This window comes from Neorhizobium sp. JUb45 (assembly GCF_004343585.1).
Taxonomy (GTDB): Bacteria; Pseudomonadota; Alphaproteobacteria; order Rhizobiales; family Rhizobiaceae; genus Neorhizobium.
On record NZ_SLYW01000007.1, the window covers coordinates 88,652 to 106,223 of the forward strand.

The 17,572-nt window shown below is 60.9% G+C and carries 18 protein-coding genes; 6 read left to right on the forward strand and 12 right to left on the reverse strand.

The features are described from left to right. Positions 1-266 precede the first annotated feature (266 nt). Positions 267-1,250, reverse strand: coding sequence for a VOC family protein (locus EDF70_RS22730; protein ID WP_132278223.1), 984 nt, complete (start codon positions 1,248-1,250; stop codon positions 267-269). Between the two features lie 206 nt (positions 1,251-1,456). Here EDF70_RS22730 and ppdK point away from each other — a divergent pair, with 206 nt between their 5' ends. Together ppdK and EDF70_RS30395 are read left to right on the forward strand one after the other, a co-directional pair. Then, a complete protein-coding gene (gene ppdK / locus EDF70_RS22735) occupies positions 1,457-4,132 on the forward strand; it encodes a pyruvate, phosphate dikinase (RefSeq protein WP_132278225.1) in 2,676 nt (891 codons plus the stop codon). 151 nt (positions 4,133-4,283) lie between these two features. Then, positions 4,284-4,652: a hypothetical protein gene (locus tag EDF70_RS30395; protein ID WP_245519300.1), complete on the forward strand. Its 369-nt coding sequence runs from the start codon at positions 4,284-4,286 to the stop codon at positions 4,650-4,652. A 12-nt stretch (positions 4,653-4,664) separates the two neighbouring features. On the opposite strand, the gene EDF70_RS22745 is transcribed toward EDF70_RS30395, so the two are convergent. Together EDF70_RS22745 and EDF70_RS22750 are read right to left on the reverse strand one after the other, a co-directional pair. Beyond that, entirely contained in the window at positions 4,665-4,937 is a 273-nt protein-coding gene (locus EDF70_RS22745) for a hypothetical protein (RefSeq protein WP_132278229.1), read from the reverse strand. A gap of 94 nt (positions 4,938-5,031) precedes the next feature. Continuing rightward, complete coding sequence (locus EDF70_RS22750; protein ID WP_132278231.1) at positions 5,032-5,589, reverse strand: NADPH-dependent FMN reductase; 558 nt, start codon at positions 5,587-5,589, stop codon at positions 5,032-5,034. A 60-nt stretch (positions 5,590-5,649) separates the two neighbouring features. Here EDF70_RS22750 and EDF70_RS22755 point away from each other — a divergent pair, with 60 nt between their 5' ends. Beyond that, positions 5,650-7,236 carry a VOC family protein gene (locus tag EDF70_RS22755; protein WP_132278233.1) on the forward strand — a complete coding sequence of 529 codons (1,587 nt, stop codon included), beginning with the start codon at positions 5,650-5,652 and terminating at the stop codon, positions 7,234-7,236. Between the two features lie 7 nt (positions 7,237-7,243). Here EDF70_RS22755 and EDF70_RS22760 read toward each other — a convergent pair whose 3' ends face one another. The 6 genes from EDF70_RS22760 to EDF70_RS22785 all read right to left on the reverse strand — a co-directional run bounded on the left by EDF70_RS22760 (position 7,244) and on the right by EDF70_RS22785 (position 12,260). Further along, the gene (locus EDF70_RS22760; protein WP_207908299.1) at positions 7,244-7,552 is read right to left on the reverse strand and encodes a type II toxin-antitoxin system YafQ family toxin; all 309 of its coding nucleotides are present in this window, start codon (positions 7,550-7,552) and stop codon (positions 7,244-7,246) included. Positions 7,553-7,585: 33 nt separating this feature from the next. Then, positions 7,586-7,852, reverse strand: coding sequence for a type II toxin-antitoxin system RelB/DinJ family antitoxin (locus EDF70_RS22765; RefSeq protein WP_207908300.1), 267 nt, complete (start codon positions 7,850-7,852; stop codon positions 7,586-7,588). 97 nt (positions 7,853-7,949) lie between these two features. Next, a complete protein-coding gene (locus EDF70_RS22770; protein WP_245519301.1) occupies positions 7,950-9,335 on the reverse strand; it encodes a histidine kinase dimerization/phospho-acceptor domain-containing protein in 1,386 nt (461 codons plus the stop codon). Then, a complete protein-coding gene (locus EDF70_RS22775) occupies positions 9,332-9,994 on the reverse strand; it encodes a response regulator transcription factor (protein ID WP_132278237.1) in 663 nt (220 codons plus the stop codon). Before EDF70_RS22775 ends, EDF70_RS22770 begins: the two co-directional genes overlap by 4 nt. 125 nt (positions 9,995-10,119) lie before the next feature. Further along, positions 10,120-10,602: a diacylglycerol kinase gene (locus EDF70_RS22780; RefSeq protein ID WP_132278239.1), complete on the reverse strand. Its 483-nt coding sequence runs from the start codon at positions 10,600-10,602 to the stop codon at positions 10,120-10,122. Then, positions 10,599-12,260, reverse strand: a complete 1,662-nt coding sequence (locus tag EDF70_RS22785) for a phosphoethanolamine--lipid A transferase (RefSeq protein WP_132278241.1) — start codon at positions 12,258-12,260, stop codon at positions 10,599-10,601. Before EDF70_RS22785 ends, EDF70_RS22780 begins: the two co-directional genes overlap by 4 nt. 84 nt (positions 12,261-12,344) lie before the next feature. Here EDF70_RS22785 and EDF70_RS22790 point away from each other — a divergent pair, with 84 nt between their 5' ends. Together EDF70_RS22790 and EDF70_RS22795 are read left to right on the forward strand one after the other, a co-directional pair. Further along, positions 12,345-12,572 (forward strand): hypothetical protein, encoded by a 228-nt coding sequence (locus EDF70_RS22790; RefSeq protein WP_132278243.1) that lies wholly within the window; start codon positions 12,345-12,347, stop codon positions 12,570-12,572. A gap of 101 nt (positions 12,573-12,673) precedes the next feature. Then, complete coding sequence (locus tag EDF70_RS22795; RefSeq protein ID WP_132278245.1) at positions 12,674-13,588, forward strand: DUF1499 domain-containing protein; 915 nt, start codon at positions 12,674-12,676, stop codon at positions 13,586-13,588. Positions 13,589-13,591: 3 nt separating this feature from the next. Here the strand turns inward: EDF70_RS22795 and EDF70_RS22800 are convergent, their stop codons facing one another. After that, on the reverse strand, positions 13,592-14,545 hold the full coding sequence (locus EDF70_RS22800) for an MBL fold metallo-hydrolase (protein WP_132278247.1): 954 nt from the start codon (positions 14,543-14,545) through the stop codon (positions 13,592-13,594). A gap of 291 nt (positions 14,546-14,836) precedes the next feature. On the opposite strand from EDF70_RS22800, the gene EDF70_RS22810 reads away from it, so the two are divergent. Continuing rightward, positions 14,837-15,529: a pentapeptide repeat-containing protein gene (locus EDF70_RS22810; RefSeq protein WP_132278251.1), complete on the forward strand. Its 693-nt coding sequence runs from the start codon at positions 14,837-14,839 to the stop codon at positions 15,527-15,529. Position 15,530: 1 nt separating this feature from the next. On the opposite strand, the gene galE is transcribed toward EDF70_RS22810, so the two are convergent. Further along, positions 15,531-16,523 (reverse strand): UDP-glucose 4-epimerase GalE, encoded by a 993-nt coding sequence (galE, locus tag EDF70_RS22815; RefSeq protein ID WP_132278253.1) that lies wholly within the window; start codon positions 16,521-16,523, stop codon positions 15,531-15,533. Between the two features lie 106 nt (positions 16,524-16,629). After that, positions 16,630-17,544: a LysR family transcriptional regulator gene (locus EDF70_RS22820; RefSeq protein ID WP_132278255.1), complete on the reverse strand. Its 915-nt coding sequence runs from the start codon at positions 17,542-17,544 to the stop codon at positions 16,630-16,632. Positions 17,545-17,572: the final 28 nt, after the last annotated feature.

The following is a 17,572-nucleotide window of genomic DNA, read 5'->3' on the forward strand; positions in this document are numbered from 1 at the left end:
GTTGTTTCACCCATTTGTGGGAGGACGAAAACGCGTTAGCAGTTTATTAATGATTTCAACAAGGGCGGACCACCGGGGCGCGTATCGAATGCAACCGGACTTGTCTGTAAGCACCCCCCGACCGGGTTTTCCTGTCCTGGTCGGAAGGCTTTGCGGGGCCGGAGCAGGCGGCCCCGCAAAGCCTATTTTTTTGGCCGGGCGCCGATCATTTTACAATCCATTATGAGAAATATGCGCGGCCAGGGCGGCGATTCTTTCGGTGTCGCTTACACCGTCAGCAGCCGCAGGCCGGTGCCCCAGGGGTCGATGACCTCGAAACCCTTGCCATCGGCAATCGCTTTCGGGGCAAAACCCGCGGCTTCGAAACGTTCGCGCTGTGCAGCGAGCATTTTCTCATCAGCCACCTCAAGCGAAAACCACGCAAGCCCGGTCTGACCGCTTTCACGCATGCCCGCACCCTTGCTGTTCCACACATTCATCGCGACGTGGTGGTGATAACCGCCAGATGATAGGAAGGCGGCATCCTGCCGGCCCTTGCGGGTATGCACCAGCCCGGCCGATGCCACGTAGAACGCGTCGCCCTTTGTCAGATCTCCGACCTTGAGATGCATGTGGCCGATACGCATGAGATCGGGTGCGCCGGTAAACGTGTCCTTCTTGGTGTCTGCCAGCGCCAGAATGCCGTCGACATCGAGCGGTTCGGTGCCCATCGTCACCACACCGTCACTCCATTGCCAGCTTTCGCGCGGCCGGTCGGAATAGACCTCGATGCCGTTGCCTTCCGGGTCCATCATGTAGACCGCTTCGCTGACATTGTGATCGGCAAAACCGCTGACCGGTACGCCGGTCATGGCGATATGCACCAGCCAGCGGGCGAGTTCCGCGCGGTTCGGCATCAGATAGGCGACGTGGAACAGGCCGGCGCTGTTTAAGGGCTCGATCTTCGCATCGGCAACGGCAATAAGATGCAGAAGCGGCGTTTTTCCAGCACCGAGCGTGGCGCCGTCCTTGCTGCGCGACAGTTCGGAAAGCCCCAGCACTTCGCGGTAATAGGCGAACATATTGTCGAGATCACGCACCCGGATCGCCACTTCGCCGCAATGGATCGGGGTCGTCAGGGCAAAGGGCAGGGCGGATGCTGCAGGCGTCGTGCCGGCGGCAATGCCTTCGGCTGCAAGCGCACCGGGAAGGGCAGCTGCAGCGGACGTGACGCCCGCCAGCGCTAGGATGTGTCGTCTCGTCACAGGCATGGAAAGCTTCCGAATTGATTTTGCTGCTTTTGCCTAATGCTTTCCCCTGTAAGAAGCATATCACATCCTCGTATCGACGCCGCTTCCGGACATTTTTTCTATTGCGGCGCAGCAATCGATAGCGTGCCTTGCGTTTCCTTGTTGCCGGAAATGCTGTAAGTCTTTGGCAAAAGACAAGAATGGGCCGCGTCGGGTGGAGAGCAGGCATGGCGAAATGGGTATACCGCTTCGGCGGGGGCAAGGCGGAAGGGAGAGCCGCCGATAGTGCACTTCTGGGCGGCAAGGGGGCGAACCTTGCCGAGATGGCAAGCCTTGGCCTGCCGGTACCGCCGGGGCTGACCATCGTCACCGACGTCTGCACATGGTATTACGCCAACGGTCGTTCTCTGCCCGAGGAACTGCGCACGCAGGTGCTCGAAGGCATCACCGCCATGGAAGCGGAAACCGGCCGCACATTTGGCGGCGCCACGCATCCGCTGCTGCTTTCCGTCCGCTCCGGCGCGCGCGCCTCGATGCCCGGCATGATGGATACCGTCCTCAATCTCGGCCTCAACGACGAAACCGTACAGGCTCTCGGCCATGATGCCGGCGATGCGCGGTTCGCCTGGGATACCTATCGTCGTTTCATCCAGATGTATGCCGATGTGGTGCTCGGCGTCGATCACGAGATCTTCGAGGAAATTCTCGAAGACGAAAAGGCCCAGTGCGGTCATGAATACGATACCGAAATGAGCGCCGTCGAATGGCAGCATGTCGTGTCGCTCTACAAGCAGGTGATCGAGGAGGAGTTCGGCGAGACCTTTCCGCAGGATCCGCACGAACAGCTTTGGAAGGCGATCGGCGCGGTGTTTGCCAGCTGGATGAACCCGCGCGCAGTCACCTTTCGCACACTGCATAATATTCCTGCCGAATGGGGCACGGCGGTCAGCGTACAGGCCATGGTGTTCGGCAATCTCGGCTCGACGTCTGCCACCGGCGTTGCCTTCACCCGCAATCCGTCCACCGGCGAAAAGGCGCTCTATGGCGAGTTTCTCGTCAATGCGCAGGGGGAGGATGTCGTCGCCGGCATTCGCACGCCGCAATCCATCACCGAAGAGGGGCGCATCGCCACCGGCGGCGAAAAGCCGTCGATGGAAAAGCTGATGCCGGAAGCCTTTGCCGAGTTCAAAACCGTCTGCAACAGTCTGGAAGCGCATTTCCGCGACATGCAGGATATCGAATTCACGGTGGAACGCGGCAAGCTGTTCATGCTGCAGACCCGCAACGGCAAACGCACCACCCGCGCCGCCATGAAGATCGCCGTCGATATGGTCGATGAAGGGCTGATCACCCACGAAGATGCCATCTGTCGCATCGAGCCGCCATCGCTCGACCAGCTTCTGCACCCGACCATCGATCCCAAAGTGCAGCGACGCGTGATCGGTGCCGGCCTGCCGGCCTCGCCTGGGGCCGCCAGTGGCGCGATTGTGTTTACCTCGGAAGAGGCGATCGCCGCCGAAGCCGAAGGCCGCAAGGTCATTCTGGTGCGCACCGAAACCAGCCCGGAAGACATTCACGGCATGCATGCCGCCGAAGGCATTCTGACCACCCGTGGCGGCATGACCAGCCATGCGGCCGTCGTTGCCCGCGGCATGGGCATTCCCTGCGTCGTCGGGGCAGGTTCGATCCGTGTCGATCTCCGCAACGAGACGCTGATGGGTGTCGGCGGTGTGCTGCTGAAGCGTGGCGATATCATTACGCTGGATGGATCGTCCGGCCAGGTGCTGGCCGGCACCGTGCAAATGATCCAGCCGGAGCTTTCCGGCGACTTTGGCCGCCTGATGGAATGGGCTGACCAGTGTCGGCGCATGAGCGTGCGCACCAATGCCGATACGCCGCAGGATGCCCGCGCCGCCCGCGCCTTCGGGGCCGAAGGCATCGGCCTCTGCCGTACCGAACACATGTTTTTCGAAGGCGAGCGCATCCATGTCATGCGCGAGATGATACTCGCCGAAGACGAGGGCGGCCGCCGCGCGGCGCTCGACAAGCTGCTGCCGATGCAGCGCTCCGACTTTTTCGAGCTGTTTTCGATCATGTCCGGCCTGCCGGTGACAATCCGTCTGCTCGATCCGCCACTGCACGAGTTTTTGCCGAAGACAGACGCCGAGATTGCCGATGTGGCCGAGGCGATGGGTATGGAGCCGGGCTTCCTTGCCCGCCGTATCGATGCCATCCACGAGTTCAACCCGATGATGGGCCATCGCGGCTGTCGTCTGGCGATTTCCTATCCCGAGATCGCCGAAATGCAGGCGCGCGCCATCTTCGAAGCCGCGGTGGCCGCAGCTGCCGAGACAGGTGCGCCGGTGGCGCTGGAAATCATGGTGCCGCTGGTGGGGCTTCGCGCCGAACTGGATTACGTGAAGGGCGTGATCGATTGTGTTGCCGCTGCCGTCGCCAAGGAAACGGGCAATGCAACCACCTATCTGGCCGGCACGATGATCGAACTGCCGCGTGCAGCGCTCCGCGCGCATGTGATTGCCGAAACGGCGGAGTTTTTCTCCTTCGGCACCAACGACCTCACCCAGACCACGTTTGGCATTTCGCGAGACGATGCGGCGACCTTCATCCCGACCTACCAGCGCAAGGGCATCATCGAGCACGATCCGTTCGTGTCGCTCGATTTCGAAGGGGTTGGCGAACTGATCCAGCTGGCGGCGGAGCGCGGCCGGCGCACGCGTAACGACCTGAAACTCGGGATCTGCGGCGAACACGGCGGCGACCCGGCCTCGATCAGTTTTTGCGAGGATGCAGGGCTGGATTATGTCTCGTGCTCGCCGTTTCGTGTGCCGATCGCACGGCTGGCGGCGGCGCAGGCGACGATCCGGATGCGGAATTCAGCTTAAATGCTGCGGCCAGCGCCGGGATGTATGGAATATTGCCAGAATTTCGATGCGTGAGTTGATGCGATAAAACGCAACATATGGCGTGCCGGAAATCGTCAGCTTGCGTGTTATGCCATCCGGCAGAACGCGGCCCAGTTTTGAATGCCATGACATGACGGATACTGCGCCGACAATCCTGAGTATGATTGTTTCGGCTGCCGCAGGATTCTCCCGTGCGATATGGGAACCGATGCTGTCCATGTCCCGCAAGGCTTTATCCAGCCAGACAATCTCATCCATTGGGGACGAATTTTCGAATAACGGCTTTCACCGCATCCGGGGATGCAAACCGACCTTCGTCGGCGTCCTTGTGGCGCTGCTTCAGCTGCTCCGTCTGCCACGCAACAACGTCTGGAGCCGGTTCGTCTTGAGCCGGGGAAACAGCGTCATCAAAGGAGATGGCTTCAGGTTGCGTCTTCATGGTGCGACCATAACAGCACTGAACATCGTTGTCATCGAGAGCAATACAGCCAAGGATTGATTTTCGTGGTGTTTAGCGCGGCCGCACCACGACCGGCTGCTGCACGATCACCGGACCATAGAAGCGCGGGCGGTTGTTGATTTCATCCTGCCACTGACGCAGGTCGGCGCGGCGGTCGAGATCGAGGTCGAGCAGGCAGCGCGCCATGCCTTCGGTGCCGGGCTTGAAACCGTAACCGACGCAGCGGCTCTCATCGGCCGCACGCCGCTCTTCCGGTGTCATCGTCTGGCAGGAGGCAAGCAGGCCGGCAAGGGCGGCCAGAAGCACGAGATGGTGGGGACGCATGAGTGGCACTCCATGATGATGTCGCCGGGCGACGCAGTGCTTGGAAGACTAAATCATTCAGCCTTGATGGCAAACGCCATATCGGCGCAGCAACCTACCCCTTCGCCCTCACAAACTCCGCAAATCCCGCCACGAAATCACCAAGCCGTTTGGCAATTGCTTCATCCGTAATCCTGCCATCGGCATCAAACACCTTGCCGGCATTACCCACCATCAGCCGCTTGCCCGACCACGCTTCGGCCCCCAGCGTATGCAGCACGCTCAGCCAGGCATTCTGCGAAAGCAGCGTGCCGTAATTGCCGGGCGAAGCGCCGGCGATGGCAAAGGGGCGACCCTTGAAAACGTCGGAAATCTCCGGATGCGGGCGCGAAATCCAGTCGATGGCGTTCTTGAACACACCAGGAATGGAATTGTTGTATTCCGGCGTGAACAGGATGACGCCGTCGGCCTCCGCCATCTGGCGTTTCAGCACGGTCACCGCTTCGGGAATACCCTCGGACGCTTCGAGATCGCCGTCGTAAAGCGGGATGCCAGAAATCGTGCCCTTGATGAGTGTCACGCCCTCAGGCAGATTTTCCGCAGCCGCATTCAAGAGCGAAGTGTTGAACGATCTGTTTCTGAGACTGCCCGAGATTCCAACAAGTTTGATCATGTGTCTTCGCTCCGATTGGTTATAACAACCGTCAAATAGAGACACAGGAGGCGGCGGACAATGACCCGGGGCAATACCAGTACGAAAGCAAAGAGCGGATTGCATCACATCACGGCAATCACCCGCAGCATTCAGGCGAATATCGATTTTTACGTCGGTTTTCTCGGCCTGCGGCTGGTCAAACGCACTGCCGGTTTCGAGGATGCCACCCAGCTGCATCTGTTCTATGGCGATGCCGTTGCGTCTCCCGGTTCGCTCGTGACGTTCCTGGCCTGGGAAGACGGATCGCCGGGTCGCGTCGGTCACGGTGCGCCGAACGAGATCGGTCTTGCCGTTTCATGTGATGCGATCGGCTTCTGGCTGACGCGCGCGCTGCAATTTGGCATCGCAACGCAAGGGCCGGCGCCGGAATTCGGTGAGCCGGTGCTGCGCCTGAAGGACCCGGACGGCATCATCATCAAACTGATCGGCGTCGAGGATCTTTCCGTCTTTGGCGGCAAACCGTGGGCAAGTGACGGCATCCCGGCAGAATTTGCCATTGTTGCGCTGCGCAGCGGCACCATCCTCACCGAAAAACCGGCGCAGACCATCGCCTTCCTGACGGAAAATTTCGGGCTGGAAAGCGGCCCGGTCGAAGGCAGCCAGACGCGGCTGACCTCTGCGACCGGCGGTGTCGTCGATGTGCGCGACGCCACCGGTTTCTGGACGGCGGCACCCGGAACCGGCACGATGGACCATATAGCGCTCAACGCCCCGGATATCGACACAGTGCACAGCGTTGCCGACGAGATAGCCGCCGCAGATGGCTCGGAAACAAATGCACATGACAGAAAATACTTCTATTCGCTCTATGTCCGCGAGCCGGGTGGTTCGCTGATCGAATATGCCACGGGCGAGCCGGGTTTCATGCTGGATGAAACGGAGGAGGAACTCGGCACAACCTTGTTCATCCCGCCGCACTGGCAGGGTCGGGAAGCCGATAGCCGCGCCATGCTGCCGCAGTTCAGCCTGCCGGGCGAACCACGCATCCGCTACCGCGAACTGCCCTTCGTGCACCGCATCTTTATGCCGGAAGCGCCCGACGACCAGACGCTGGTCCTGCTGCATGGCAGCGGCGGCAACGAAACCAGCCTTCTGCCGTTTGCCCGCACAGTTGCACCCGATACGATGCTGCTGGCGCTGCGTGGACGTGCCACGGAAGAGGGCGTACCGCGTTTCTTCCGTCGCTTCGAGGATGGTTCTTTCGACCAGAAGGATATCGCCTCAGAAGCGGAAGCCTTTGTCGAGATGGTCGGCCAGTTGAAACAGGCCTATGGCGTGGATCTGGAGAAAACGACCTTTGTCGGCCAGTCCAACGGTGCCAATTTTCTGGCCGCAGTGATGGTGTTGCACCCCGGTGTCATCCGCCGAGCCGTTCTGATGCGGCCAGTGTCGGTGCTGAGCGACATTCCACCGGTCGATGTTTCCAGCGCCACAGCCGAAGTGTTGATCGTTGCCGGCGACAGGGATGCGCATGCAGCGGATGCCTTGAAGCTGATGGAAATCCTGGCGGCACGTTCGGTGGAGGTGACGATGATGACGGTCGAGGCTGGGCACGACCTCGTGGAAGCAGATCGTGGTGTGGTCGGGAAATGGCTGGCGCGGTGAGGGGCAGTCAGCGTCCAAAAAGTTCCGAATGCGAACCTAGCCGGACGAATTCGACATAATCGTCATCGCAGGTGTAGACGAGCAGAAAATCGCCGCCGATATGGGCTTCGCGGGCGCCGTGCCATTCCTTGCCGGAAAGGGCATGGTCTCGCCATTCGGGACCGAGCGGCTTTTTCAGAATGATCAGCACCATCAGTTCAATGGCGCGGTTCATGTCTGCCTTGCCGGCCTTGTTGTATCGATCCCAATCTTTTCGGAAGGCCTGTGTATAATCGCAGGCGCGTGGGCGCGACACACGCCGGGCACCGCTATCCATTTTCGCATCCTTTGCCATAAGACGCAGCCAGATCTACTTGTCTTTTAGATCGGCGAAAAGCTCGTCCGCAGCGTTAAAGCGTGCGCTGCGTGCCTTCCGGATTTCCCGTGCTTCCTTAAGGGCGGCACGCGTTTCTTCGTTCGGGGCTTTCAGTTCCAGCGGAAAGCTTTGGGTCGCGGCAACACGATGCAAGAAGATCCGCACGGCATCCGACATGGTCATGCCCAGAGCATCCAGCACTTCGGAAGCGTCTTCGCGGATATCGTCATCGACGCGGACATGCAGCATTTTCGTAGCCATCGGCTTATGCTCCTAGCGTGGCATCAGTTCCGGCAAATATGTATCTCATATGAGAGGCGGTCAAGCGTAATGCACTATGGGAATGCGACGTATTTCCTCAACCTGCTTTCGGCAATTCCACCCGCGCCTCGAACCCGTCCGCACGCCCTTCCGCCGGCGACAACAACACCAGCTTGCCGCCCATTTGCCCCAGAAGTCGTTCGACGATGGAGAGGCCAAGTCCCGAACCGGCGGCTTCCGTCCTGCCGCGCGAAAAGCGTTTGCGGATGGTGGCAAGCTCGCCTTCACCCATAACCGCCGAAGCGTTGACGATGCGCACCGGGCCGCCATTGTCGAGAAACACTTCGACCGGCGTGCCCGGCCGGCCGTGCACCAGCGCGTTTTCGATCAGGTTGCGCAGCACGATGGCAAAGGCGTCCTCGCTGAACGGGCCGGTGAGTTCTGCTCCCTTAGCGTGATGCAGGATGAGGCGTTGCGGTGCGTTCATGCCGCGCCAGAAATCGGTCAGTACCATGTCGAGAACCAGGCTCAGGTCGACGGGCTTTTCACTGATGCCGATGCCGGCTTCGGCGCGCGACAGCTGCAACAGTTTTTCCGCAAGATGGCTGAGACGGGTGAGCGAGGCTTCGATCTGGCTGGCGCGGTGGCGATTGGTCGGATCGCGAAGTTCAGAGATCAGCATCTGCGTCTGGGCAAGCGCACCGGCGATCGGCGTGCGTAGCTCGTGGGCGCTGTTGGAGGTGAATTCACGTTCCGCATCCAACGCCGTGCGCAGGCGTGTCATCAGGAAGTTGACCGACGTGGCGATCGGCTGCAATTCACGCGGCAGGTTGGAAGGATCGATCGGCTCCATGTTGCCGCCGTCCTTGCTTTCGATGTCACGGCGCAGATCGCCCACCGGCTGCACGGCGCGGCGCACCACCAGCCAGATGGCGATGCCGCTGACCGGGATCAGCAAGGCGAGCGGCAAAAACAGCGCGATTGCGCCTTCGTGCAGGGCTTCCTCACGGTTTTCGAACGCGTCGGCCACCTGGATGAACACCTGCGCCTCGTCATCGGTGGCGGTGTAGAACTGGTAACTGGCATCCTTCCAGAAACCGGCTCTCAGCGGGGTTTCAAACGCCTGTTCCGGCGCGTCATGGGAGCGGATCAGCACGCGACCGGATGCGTCGCGCACCTGATAGATCAGGTATTCGCGGTCACCGCTGGAATTGCCGGTCTGCAGCTGTTGCGGGGCGGTGCTGGGGCGATTGTCGTCGGGCCCGCCGAGCATGCCGCGATGTTCTAGATCGTCGACAACAAGCGGCACCAGCCTTTCGGCGGTATCCTGCAATGTGCCGTCGAACATTTCGGCATATTCCTCCTCCATCACCACGAGGCCGAGACCGACGGCAAGCAGCCATAGCAGTGCCATCATGGCGGTGATGGAAAAGATCAGCCGGCGTGTCATCGACGGGCCGGTGGCACGCGCAAACGGGTTCATTGTTCACGTCCCAGCCGGTAACCGACGCCGCGCAGCGTGGCGATATGGTCGCGCCCGAGTTTCTTGCGCAACCGGCTGACATAGACTTCCACCGTGTTGCTCTCGATTTCCGAGCCGAAGGCGTAAAGCGCTTCCTCGATCTGGGCCTTCGAGACGACCGCATTCGGGCGGGCGGCCAGTGCATCCAGCACCGCCCATTCGCGGCCGGAGAGCGTCACCGGTTCGCTGGCCAGCGTCACCCGCCGGTCGGCGGCGTCGATCTCGAGATCACCGACCTTCACCAGCGACACCGGACGTCCGCTGTAGCGCCGGCTGACGGCCAGCATGCGGGCGGTCAGTTCGCCGAGGTTGAAGGGTTTGACGAGATAATCGTCGGCGCCGCTGTTCAGACCTTCGATACGATCGGAAATCTGGTCATGGGCGGTGAGGATGATCACCGGTGTGGTGCCGCCCTGACCGCGAAACTTTTTGAGGAGATCGATGCCGCTGCCGTCGGGCAGGCGCAGGTCGAGCAGGATCAGGGCGTAGGCGGTGGTGGCGAGCGCGGCGCCGCCGGTGTCGATCGTTTTCATCCAGTCGACAGCATGGTCGCCTGATGCCACATGGTCACGCACCGCTTCACCGAGCGTCGCATCGTCTTCGATTAGAAGAACTCTCAAGCTGCCTGCTCCATCCCAGCCCGCATTACGGCGTCCACTCGGGTACGACGATATCCTGTAACCCGTATCTAGCAGAGAAGACGGCAAAATTTCGAGTGGGGATGGAGCGTTGGCAGGGTTCATGGTCATAAAAGTCGGGAAAAAATGACGTAAGCCGCCATCAGTCCGTTGGCGACCAGGAGGCAGAACACCGCAAACGATGCGAGATCCTTGGCATTCTTGCCGGTTTTCGACCATTCCGGCGAGATGCGGTCGATGATTTCCTCGATTGCGGTGTTGAGGGCTTCCGCGGCTATGAGGGCGAGGAAAAGCACGGCCATCGAGACGTAATCGGAGAGGCTGGCGCCGACGAAGGCGAAACCGCCAAAAATGCCGGTGGCGGCCACGAGTTCATGGCGAAAAGCGGTTTCTCCGAGCAGCCTTGCGGCACCACCCAGCGAATAGCCGAGTGCTGCCGCAAGGTGCCGGCTGCCGGTCACCTTCCCGATCGGCGGGCGGGTGCCGATCGGAGGAGTAGAAGAAGCGGGTCGGCTGGGGACGGGACCGTTGCTTCTTTCGGTGACCGGTTTTCTGACCTTCCCGAAGGAGCTGCAATCGGGAAGGGTCATGAATTCGCTCCACTGGCCGGTGTGCGGCAGGCGGAGAGCACATCGAGTTGTGGCGTGTAGACCGAGGTTTTGACCGCCATCATGCCGAGCGCCGTGTGGAACAGGTTGTCATGCGAGGCTTCCTCGCCGGCGCGTTTGGTCAGGCATCCGGCATCGACGGAGGCCTTCATTTCTGCGCCCTGCCACAGGACAAAGGGCACATGTGTCTGCTGCGAGGGGGCGATGATGTAGGGCGCGCCGTGCAGGTAGAGGCCATTTTCACCAAGCGATTCGCCATGGTCCGACATGTAGATCATCGCCGGATCGATGCTGTTTTCGCGTGCCTTCAGCTTGTCGATCACCGAGGCGAGGATGTGGTCGGTATAGAGGATGGTGTTGTCATAGGTATTGACCACCGACTGGCGATCGCAGTTGCCGATTTCCGCGGTCGAGCATTCTGGCGTGAAGCGGGCGAATTCCGGCGTGTAACGCTGGTAATAAGCCGGGCCATGGCTGCCGAGCTGGTGCAAAACGAGCACGCTGTCGCCCTTGATGTTCGAGAGCCATGTGTCGAGCTGGTCGATCATGGCATCGTCAAGGCATTCATTGCTCTTGCAGAAACGCGGATCGTTGGCGTTGGAGAAAGAGCGCATCACAGTCCGGTTGGCGACGTTCTGGCTGCCGGTATTGTTTTCCCACCATTCGGTGGTGATGCCGGCATGGCCAAGCACATCGAGCAGGTTTTCGCTGGCGAGGCCGGCACGATGCGAATAGCCGCTGCGCTTCAGGTTGGAGAACATGCAGGGCACGGAGACGGCCGTCGCCGTGCCGCAGCTGGAGACCTGAGAAAAGTAGGTGATGTCGCGTTTCTTCAGTTCCGGATTGGTTTCGCGGCCATACCCGCCGAGCGAAAAGTTTTCGGCACGCGCCGTCTCTCCGGTCACGATGACGAGAACCCGCGGTTTGCCGGATGGCGTCGGCCCTGCCACCTTGGCATCGGTGCCAAGAGGGGCGGCGACGATGTTTCTGTCGGCCTCGGACGCCAAAACAAAACCGACGGCGTTGCCGATCGGCAGCAGCGGGTTGAATGTCAGAATCAGATCCTTGTGGATGCGCGTTACCGAAGCGATGCTGCGCGCGCTGCTGATGCCGCACGCAATGCCGATCAGGACAAGCGGCACGATGGCGGTGAGATTCCAGCGCAGCTTGGCGAGGAAGTTGCGGTGCTGCACCTTTACCCAGCAGACAAGAAGCGACGGCAGGATGCCAAACACAGCCATATGCAGGAGAAATGCCGGCGTGATCAGATGGCCGGCTTCCGAGGAAGTGGTTATGGCCGCATTGCGGATCATGTTGACATCGATGATCGCGCCAAACTGATCCATGAACCATGCCGCAGAGGCGGCGCTGAGGATCATCAGGATCAGCACGGGCTTGATCAGATACTTGACCGAGAAAGCGATCGCGAGTGCAGCAAACAGGCAGGTCAATCCGAACGAAAAGGCGAGGAGTGCCAGATGATTGTCGAAATACTCGAAAGCCCGCGAAAAGAACGTGCGGTTGGTGAAGGCAATCAGATAGAGCGCCGTCAGGATTGCAAGGGTGATGCTGTCGATCTTCGGGCGGGCAATGCGTCCTGACGAACGGGGAACAGATGACGATAGGCTATTTACGGACAAGGGAAAGCTCCCGGCAGTTTCGATTGCCGGCGAAATCGCATCTGATCCTGACAGTCACCTGAATGTCATGAATCGATCCGGTGAATGATCATCGTTCAGGTGCATGTCAGCTTCACCGGTCATCGATGGTATCGTCACAGCAGGAGTTGGCGCTTGGTGAATGCATTCAAAACCCGTCCCGGTATCGTGTATATCGCCATTCTCGTGATGCTTGTCGTATCGATTCCCATGTTGCGCGAGGCAAAACACATGCGTTCGCTGCAGGGCTGGCCGACGGGTGCCAGCCAGCCGCATCGCAGTTTTTCCGGCTGAGATCACGGCTTACCTCACCGTTCGCTTCTGTTGCGCGCTTGCGATTTCCTTGAGGGCCGGTCTGGCTTATAAGTCGCCAAGCCTTCAACCGGAAAGCCCGCATGACCGTCCGTTTCGTTCGTCCCGTTTCCCAGTCGGCCTTTGCATCCCGGCGCATCGGCCTGTCTGCGCTCGTGCTGTTTCTGATCGCTGTGGCGGCGCACCGGTTCGGGCCGCTGACAGGGCCGGACTTTATCGCCATCGTGCTGTTTTCCGCAGCCATTGCCCTGGTCGCTGTGCTGTTTGCGGTGATCGGTCTGGCGCGGTTGTGGCGGGTGGGCGCGCAAGGTGGTCTGGCTTCCGCTTGGGGCTTGGTTTATGCCGCGCCGCCGATCGTTCTCGTCGGTTTCGCTGCGATCCTCTATTTCACAACGCCACCGCTTTATGAGGTTGCCACCGATGTCGAGGATCCGCCGGTGTGGATCCGCCAGCCGAGCGCCGACCAGCAATGGTTGCAGCGCCCAAGCATGGTTACCCCCTCCGACCGACAGGTGCAGTTGACCGCCTATCCCGAACTCACCGGCCGCCGCTATGAAGGTGCCGTCGACCGAATTTACGAGGCGGTGGCCAAGGTTGCCAAATCGACGCGTATTTCTGTTGATCGCAAGCACGGCATGGAACTGGTGGAGCCCGACATTACCGAAAGGCCGGCGCCGAAGACGCGTGCTGAAAGCGGCGCCGTGCCAGACAATATTCCGATCCCTCTGCCGCGGCCGGAACAGTTGCGGCCCGGCAAATCTCTGGTGGAAGACATTGGCCGGCCGGGCGACGTCATCCTGCAGGGGCAGACTCGTACGCTGATTCTCGGCCTGCGTTTCGATGTGGTGATCCGGCTGCGCGAGGAAGCGGAAACCACCATGGTCGACCTGCGCGTCGCCGCGCGCTATGGCGGCCATGATCTTGGCCTCAGCGCCGATATCGCGCAAGGATTTTTGCGGTCACTGGATTCGGAATTGCTGGGGCTGGCGGTGGATTGAGGTTCACCCCGGCCGGTATTCCCCGACCAATGACGGCGGGCCATCGGTTGCCACAAAACCCTTTTCCACCAGATCCTCCAGATGTGCCAGAACCGACAGGGCTGCCGCGCCATGCAGCCGCACATCGGTGCTGGCATAGATCACCTTGACCATCTCCGGTATCAGCCGGTCGCCGCCGCGGATGCGCTCCAGAATTGCCCGTTCGCGCATGCGCCTGTGGGTGCGCAGCCCGCGTAAAAAGGACCTCGGTTCGGTGACAGGGCCGCCATGGCCCGGAAAATAGATGCGGTCGTCGCGGGTCAGCAGCTTTTCGACCGAGGCCATGAAATCGCCCATCGAACCATCCGGCGGCGCGACGATTGTCGTGGCCCAGGCCATGACGTGATCGGCGGAAAACAGGATGCCGGTGCCTTCCAACGCGAAGGCTGAATGGTTGGCGGTGTGGCCGGGTGTGTGGACCGATGTCAGCGACCAGCCGTCGCCATCGATCGTGGCGCCATCGGCAGCCACGATGTCGGGGATGAAATCAGTGTCGGCGCTTTCGGCGAACGGATTGACCTCGCCGGCATGCAGCGGCCGTGCCGCCCGGTGCGGGCCTTCCGCCACCGTCAGCGCGCCGGTTGCCTCTTTCACGCGGCGCGCCAGCGGAGAATGGTCGCGGTGGGTGTGGCTGACGAAAATATGCGAGAGTTTTCGCGGGCCAAGCGCCTGCATCAGCGCCTCGAAATGGGCATCGTCCTCCGGGCCGGGGTCGATCAGCGCCACGGTCGAGCCACTGCCTACGATATAGCTGTTGGTACCGGTAAAGGTGAAGGGCGAGGCATTGCCGCAGGTGATGCGCTCTACACCGGTTGCGATCGGCACGGCGGTGCCATGGGCGGGCACAAATGCGCGGTCGAAGGTGACGTCGTCGGCTGTCGACGGCGTGCTGTCTTCCGTCCGGGTGTCGTCGGCCATGTCCGTCTCCGAGATGCTTGTGATGGCGGTCTAGCATGGTGGGGTGGGGAGGGCGAGGGTGCAAGGCTGGAGGGCGCAGATGGAATCGGATAAGGGTGAATCTTGCTCTGGTTCTCTTCTCCCCTGCGGGGAGAAGGTGGCCCGAAGGGCCGGATGAGGGGGGGAATGCCAAGGCCGAACGTGCTTCCGTGCTGCCCCCTCATCGCCTCGCTGTCGCTCCGGCACTTCTCCCCGGCGGGGAGAAGATACCAGCCGCAGCGCCTCGTTCATCGGTAATTTACAGAGAGAAGCATGGCCGTAAAACAATCCGCCCTCGAAATCTCCGACCGAGATGTTTCCGCCGGTGACATGCGATCATGGGTGGCGGGCGGCTTCACCGTCTCGCTCAAAAACTGCAATCTCGATGGCGCCGATCTCGCCAGTCTCGACATGCCCGGCTGGACATTCGCAGACTGCAAAATGGCCAATGCGGATCTGCGCAGCGCCGGCCTGGAGGGCGCAAGATTTTCCGGTTGCCGTGGCGCGCATGCGGATTTTTCCGGGGCAGACCTCACGGATGCGACATTTTCCGGCTGCGATTTCAACAATGCCTCCTTTGTCGAAGCGAAAGCCAACGATACGGCTTTCGAGGGCTGCAAGCTGACCGGCGCCGATTTTTCGCGCGTGCGTTCGCTGGGCATTTCGTTCAGGGAAACGCTCCTGTCTGCGGCGCGATTGCGCGGCATCTCTTTCAACAATACGCGGCTGGAGAAGCTGGATTTCGGCATGGCCGATCTCACCGGCTGCGATTTCCGCAAATCGGTGTTTTCCGGCTGCAGTTTGAGGGATGCCGGCCTTGTCGATGCCCGTTTTGACGGTGCGGATTTGCGTGGCGCCGATCTCGGCGGCCTGCGGTTGATCGATGCGAAAAAGTTTCGAGGCGCGACGATTTCGAAAGATCAGGCAGGGCAGATTTTGGCAGAGCTGGGCTTGAAGGTGCGGTAGTTCACCGCTCGTTGCGTTTGCCCAGATGATCTTCCCAAGCGAGCGCGGTGCGGATGATGAAATCGAGATCGTCGTGCGCCGGTTTCCAGCCAAGTTCGCGGTTTGCCACCGATGCATCGGCGACCACGAAGGCGGCATCGCCCGGACGCCTGCCGACCTGCTCGACGGCAAAGTCGCGGCCAGACATACGGCGCACGCAATCGATCACGTCCAGAACCGAAAAACCGCGGCCGTAACCGCAGTTTGCGACAAGCGAGGTGCCGCCGGTGCGCAGGCGCTGCAGCGCTTTCAAATGGGCATCGGTGAGATCGCTCACATGGATATAGTCACGCACGCAGGTGCCGTCCGGCGTCGGATAATCGTTGCCAAAAACCTGTAGCTTTTCGCGGCGGCCCAGCGCCGTTTCGCATGCGACCTTGATCAGATGGGTGGCGCCGGCCGTCGACTGGCCGGTGCGGCCGCGCGGATCGGCGCCGGCGACGTTGAAATAGCGCAGTGCCGTATAGGTGAAGGCGTGGGCTGCGGCGGCGTCGCGCAGCATGATCTCGGTCATCAGCTTGGATGAACCATAGGGCGATTCCGGCTTCAGCGGCGCATCTTCCACCACCGGTGCCGAATCCTGCGGCGTGCCGTAGACGGCAGCCGTGGAAGAGAACACGAAATGTGGGACGCCGGCCTCGATGGCGGCCGATATCAGCGCCTGTGATTTGATGGTGTTGTTTTCGTAATAGGATAGCGGATCGCGCACCGAATCCGGCACCACGACGGAGCCGGCGAAATGGATGATGGCATCGACCGCATGTGTCTCGAAGATTCTTGTCAGCAGCGCGGGGTCGGCGATATCGCCTTCGTAGAGTTTTGCTTCCCGCGCCAATGCCCAGCGAAAGCCGGTGGACAGGCGGTCGAGCACGACCACATCCTCGCCGCTGTCGAGAAGCGACCAGACCATGTGGCTGCCGATATAACCCGCACCGCCGGTGACGAGAACCGCCATGCTTTTGATCCTTCCATTGACAGTTTCTGGCAAGAATTGACTGTGACGTTTTCTCTATACTTGCATTAGATTGACTGATTGTAAGCAAACGCTTGGCTGCAGAAAACTATCGATCTGCCGCTGTTATGCGATCGATCTCTTTCAGCATGTCGATGAATGCCCTCAGCGGCGGCGGCACGTGGCGGTGGCCGGCGTAATAGAGCATCAGTCCGTCGATCCATGGGCACCAGTCTTCCAGCACGGGCAGAAGTGCGCCGTGCTCCAGATACGGTCTTGCGACGATCTGCGGCAGATAGGCGATGCCGAGACCGTTTTGTGCCGCCTCCGCCATCGTCTCCAGATGATCGAGCGTCAAGGCGCCCGGCACATCCACCACCACTTCCTGGCCGTGGCGTTCGAATTCCCAGCGATAGAGTTTGCCGCTCGGCATGCGCAGGCGGATGCAGGCATGGGTTTTCAGGTCGTCCGGGGTTTGGGGCGTGCCGCGTTTTTCGAGGTAGTCTCGGGAGGCGACAGTGATGAAACGGGCGCGGCCACCAAACGGCACGCCGATCATATCCTGCGGCACCGCATATCCGAGCCTGATGCCGGCATCGAAACCTTCGGCAACGATATCCGTCAGCCGACCGTCGCTGACGAGGTCGAGGGCGATTTCGGGATAGCGGACGAGAAATTCCGGCACGACACTGCGCACCAGAAGCCGGATGGCCGGTTCGCCGCCATTGATGCGCAACACGCCGCTCGGCCGGCCGCGAAAATCCTCGATGGTTTCCAACGCCCGGTCGAGGCCCGACAGGGCGGGGCGCAGTTGCAGGGCCAGCCGCTCGCCGGCCTCGGTGGGGGCGACGCTGCGAGTGGTGCGGTTGAGCAGACGCACGCCGAACGTGGTTTCAAGGCTGCGCATCATGTGGCTGAGCGTGGAGGGCGACAGACCGCGTTCGTCGGCGGCCTTGCGAAAGCTGCGATGCGCAACGATAGCCAGAAAGGCGTCGAGGTCGGACAGGGATGGGCGCTCATTCATGGGTATATTTCACCGGTTCATGCAGGTT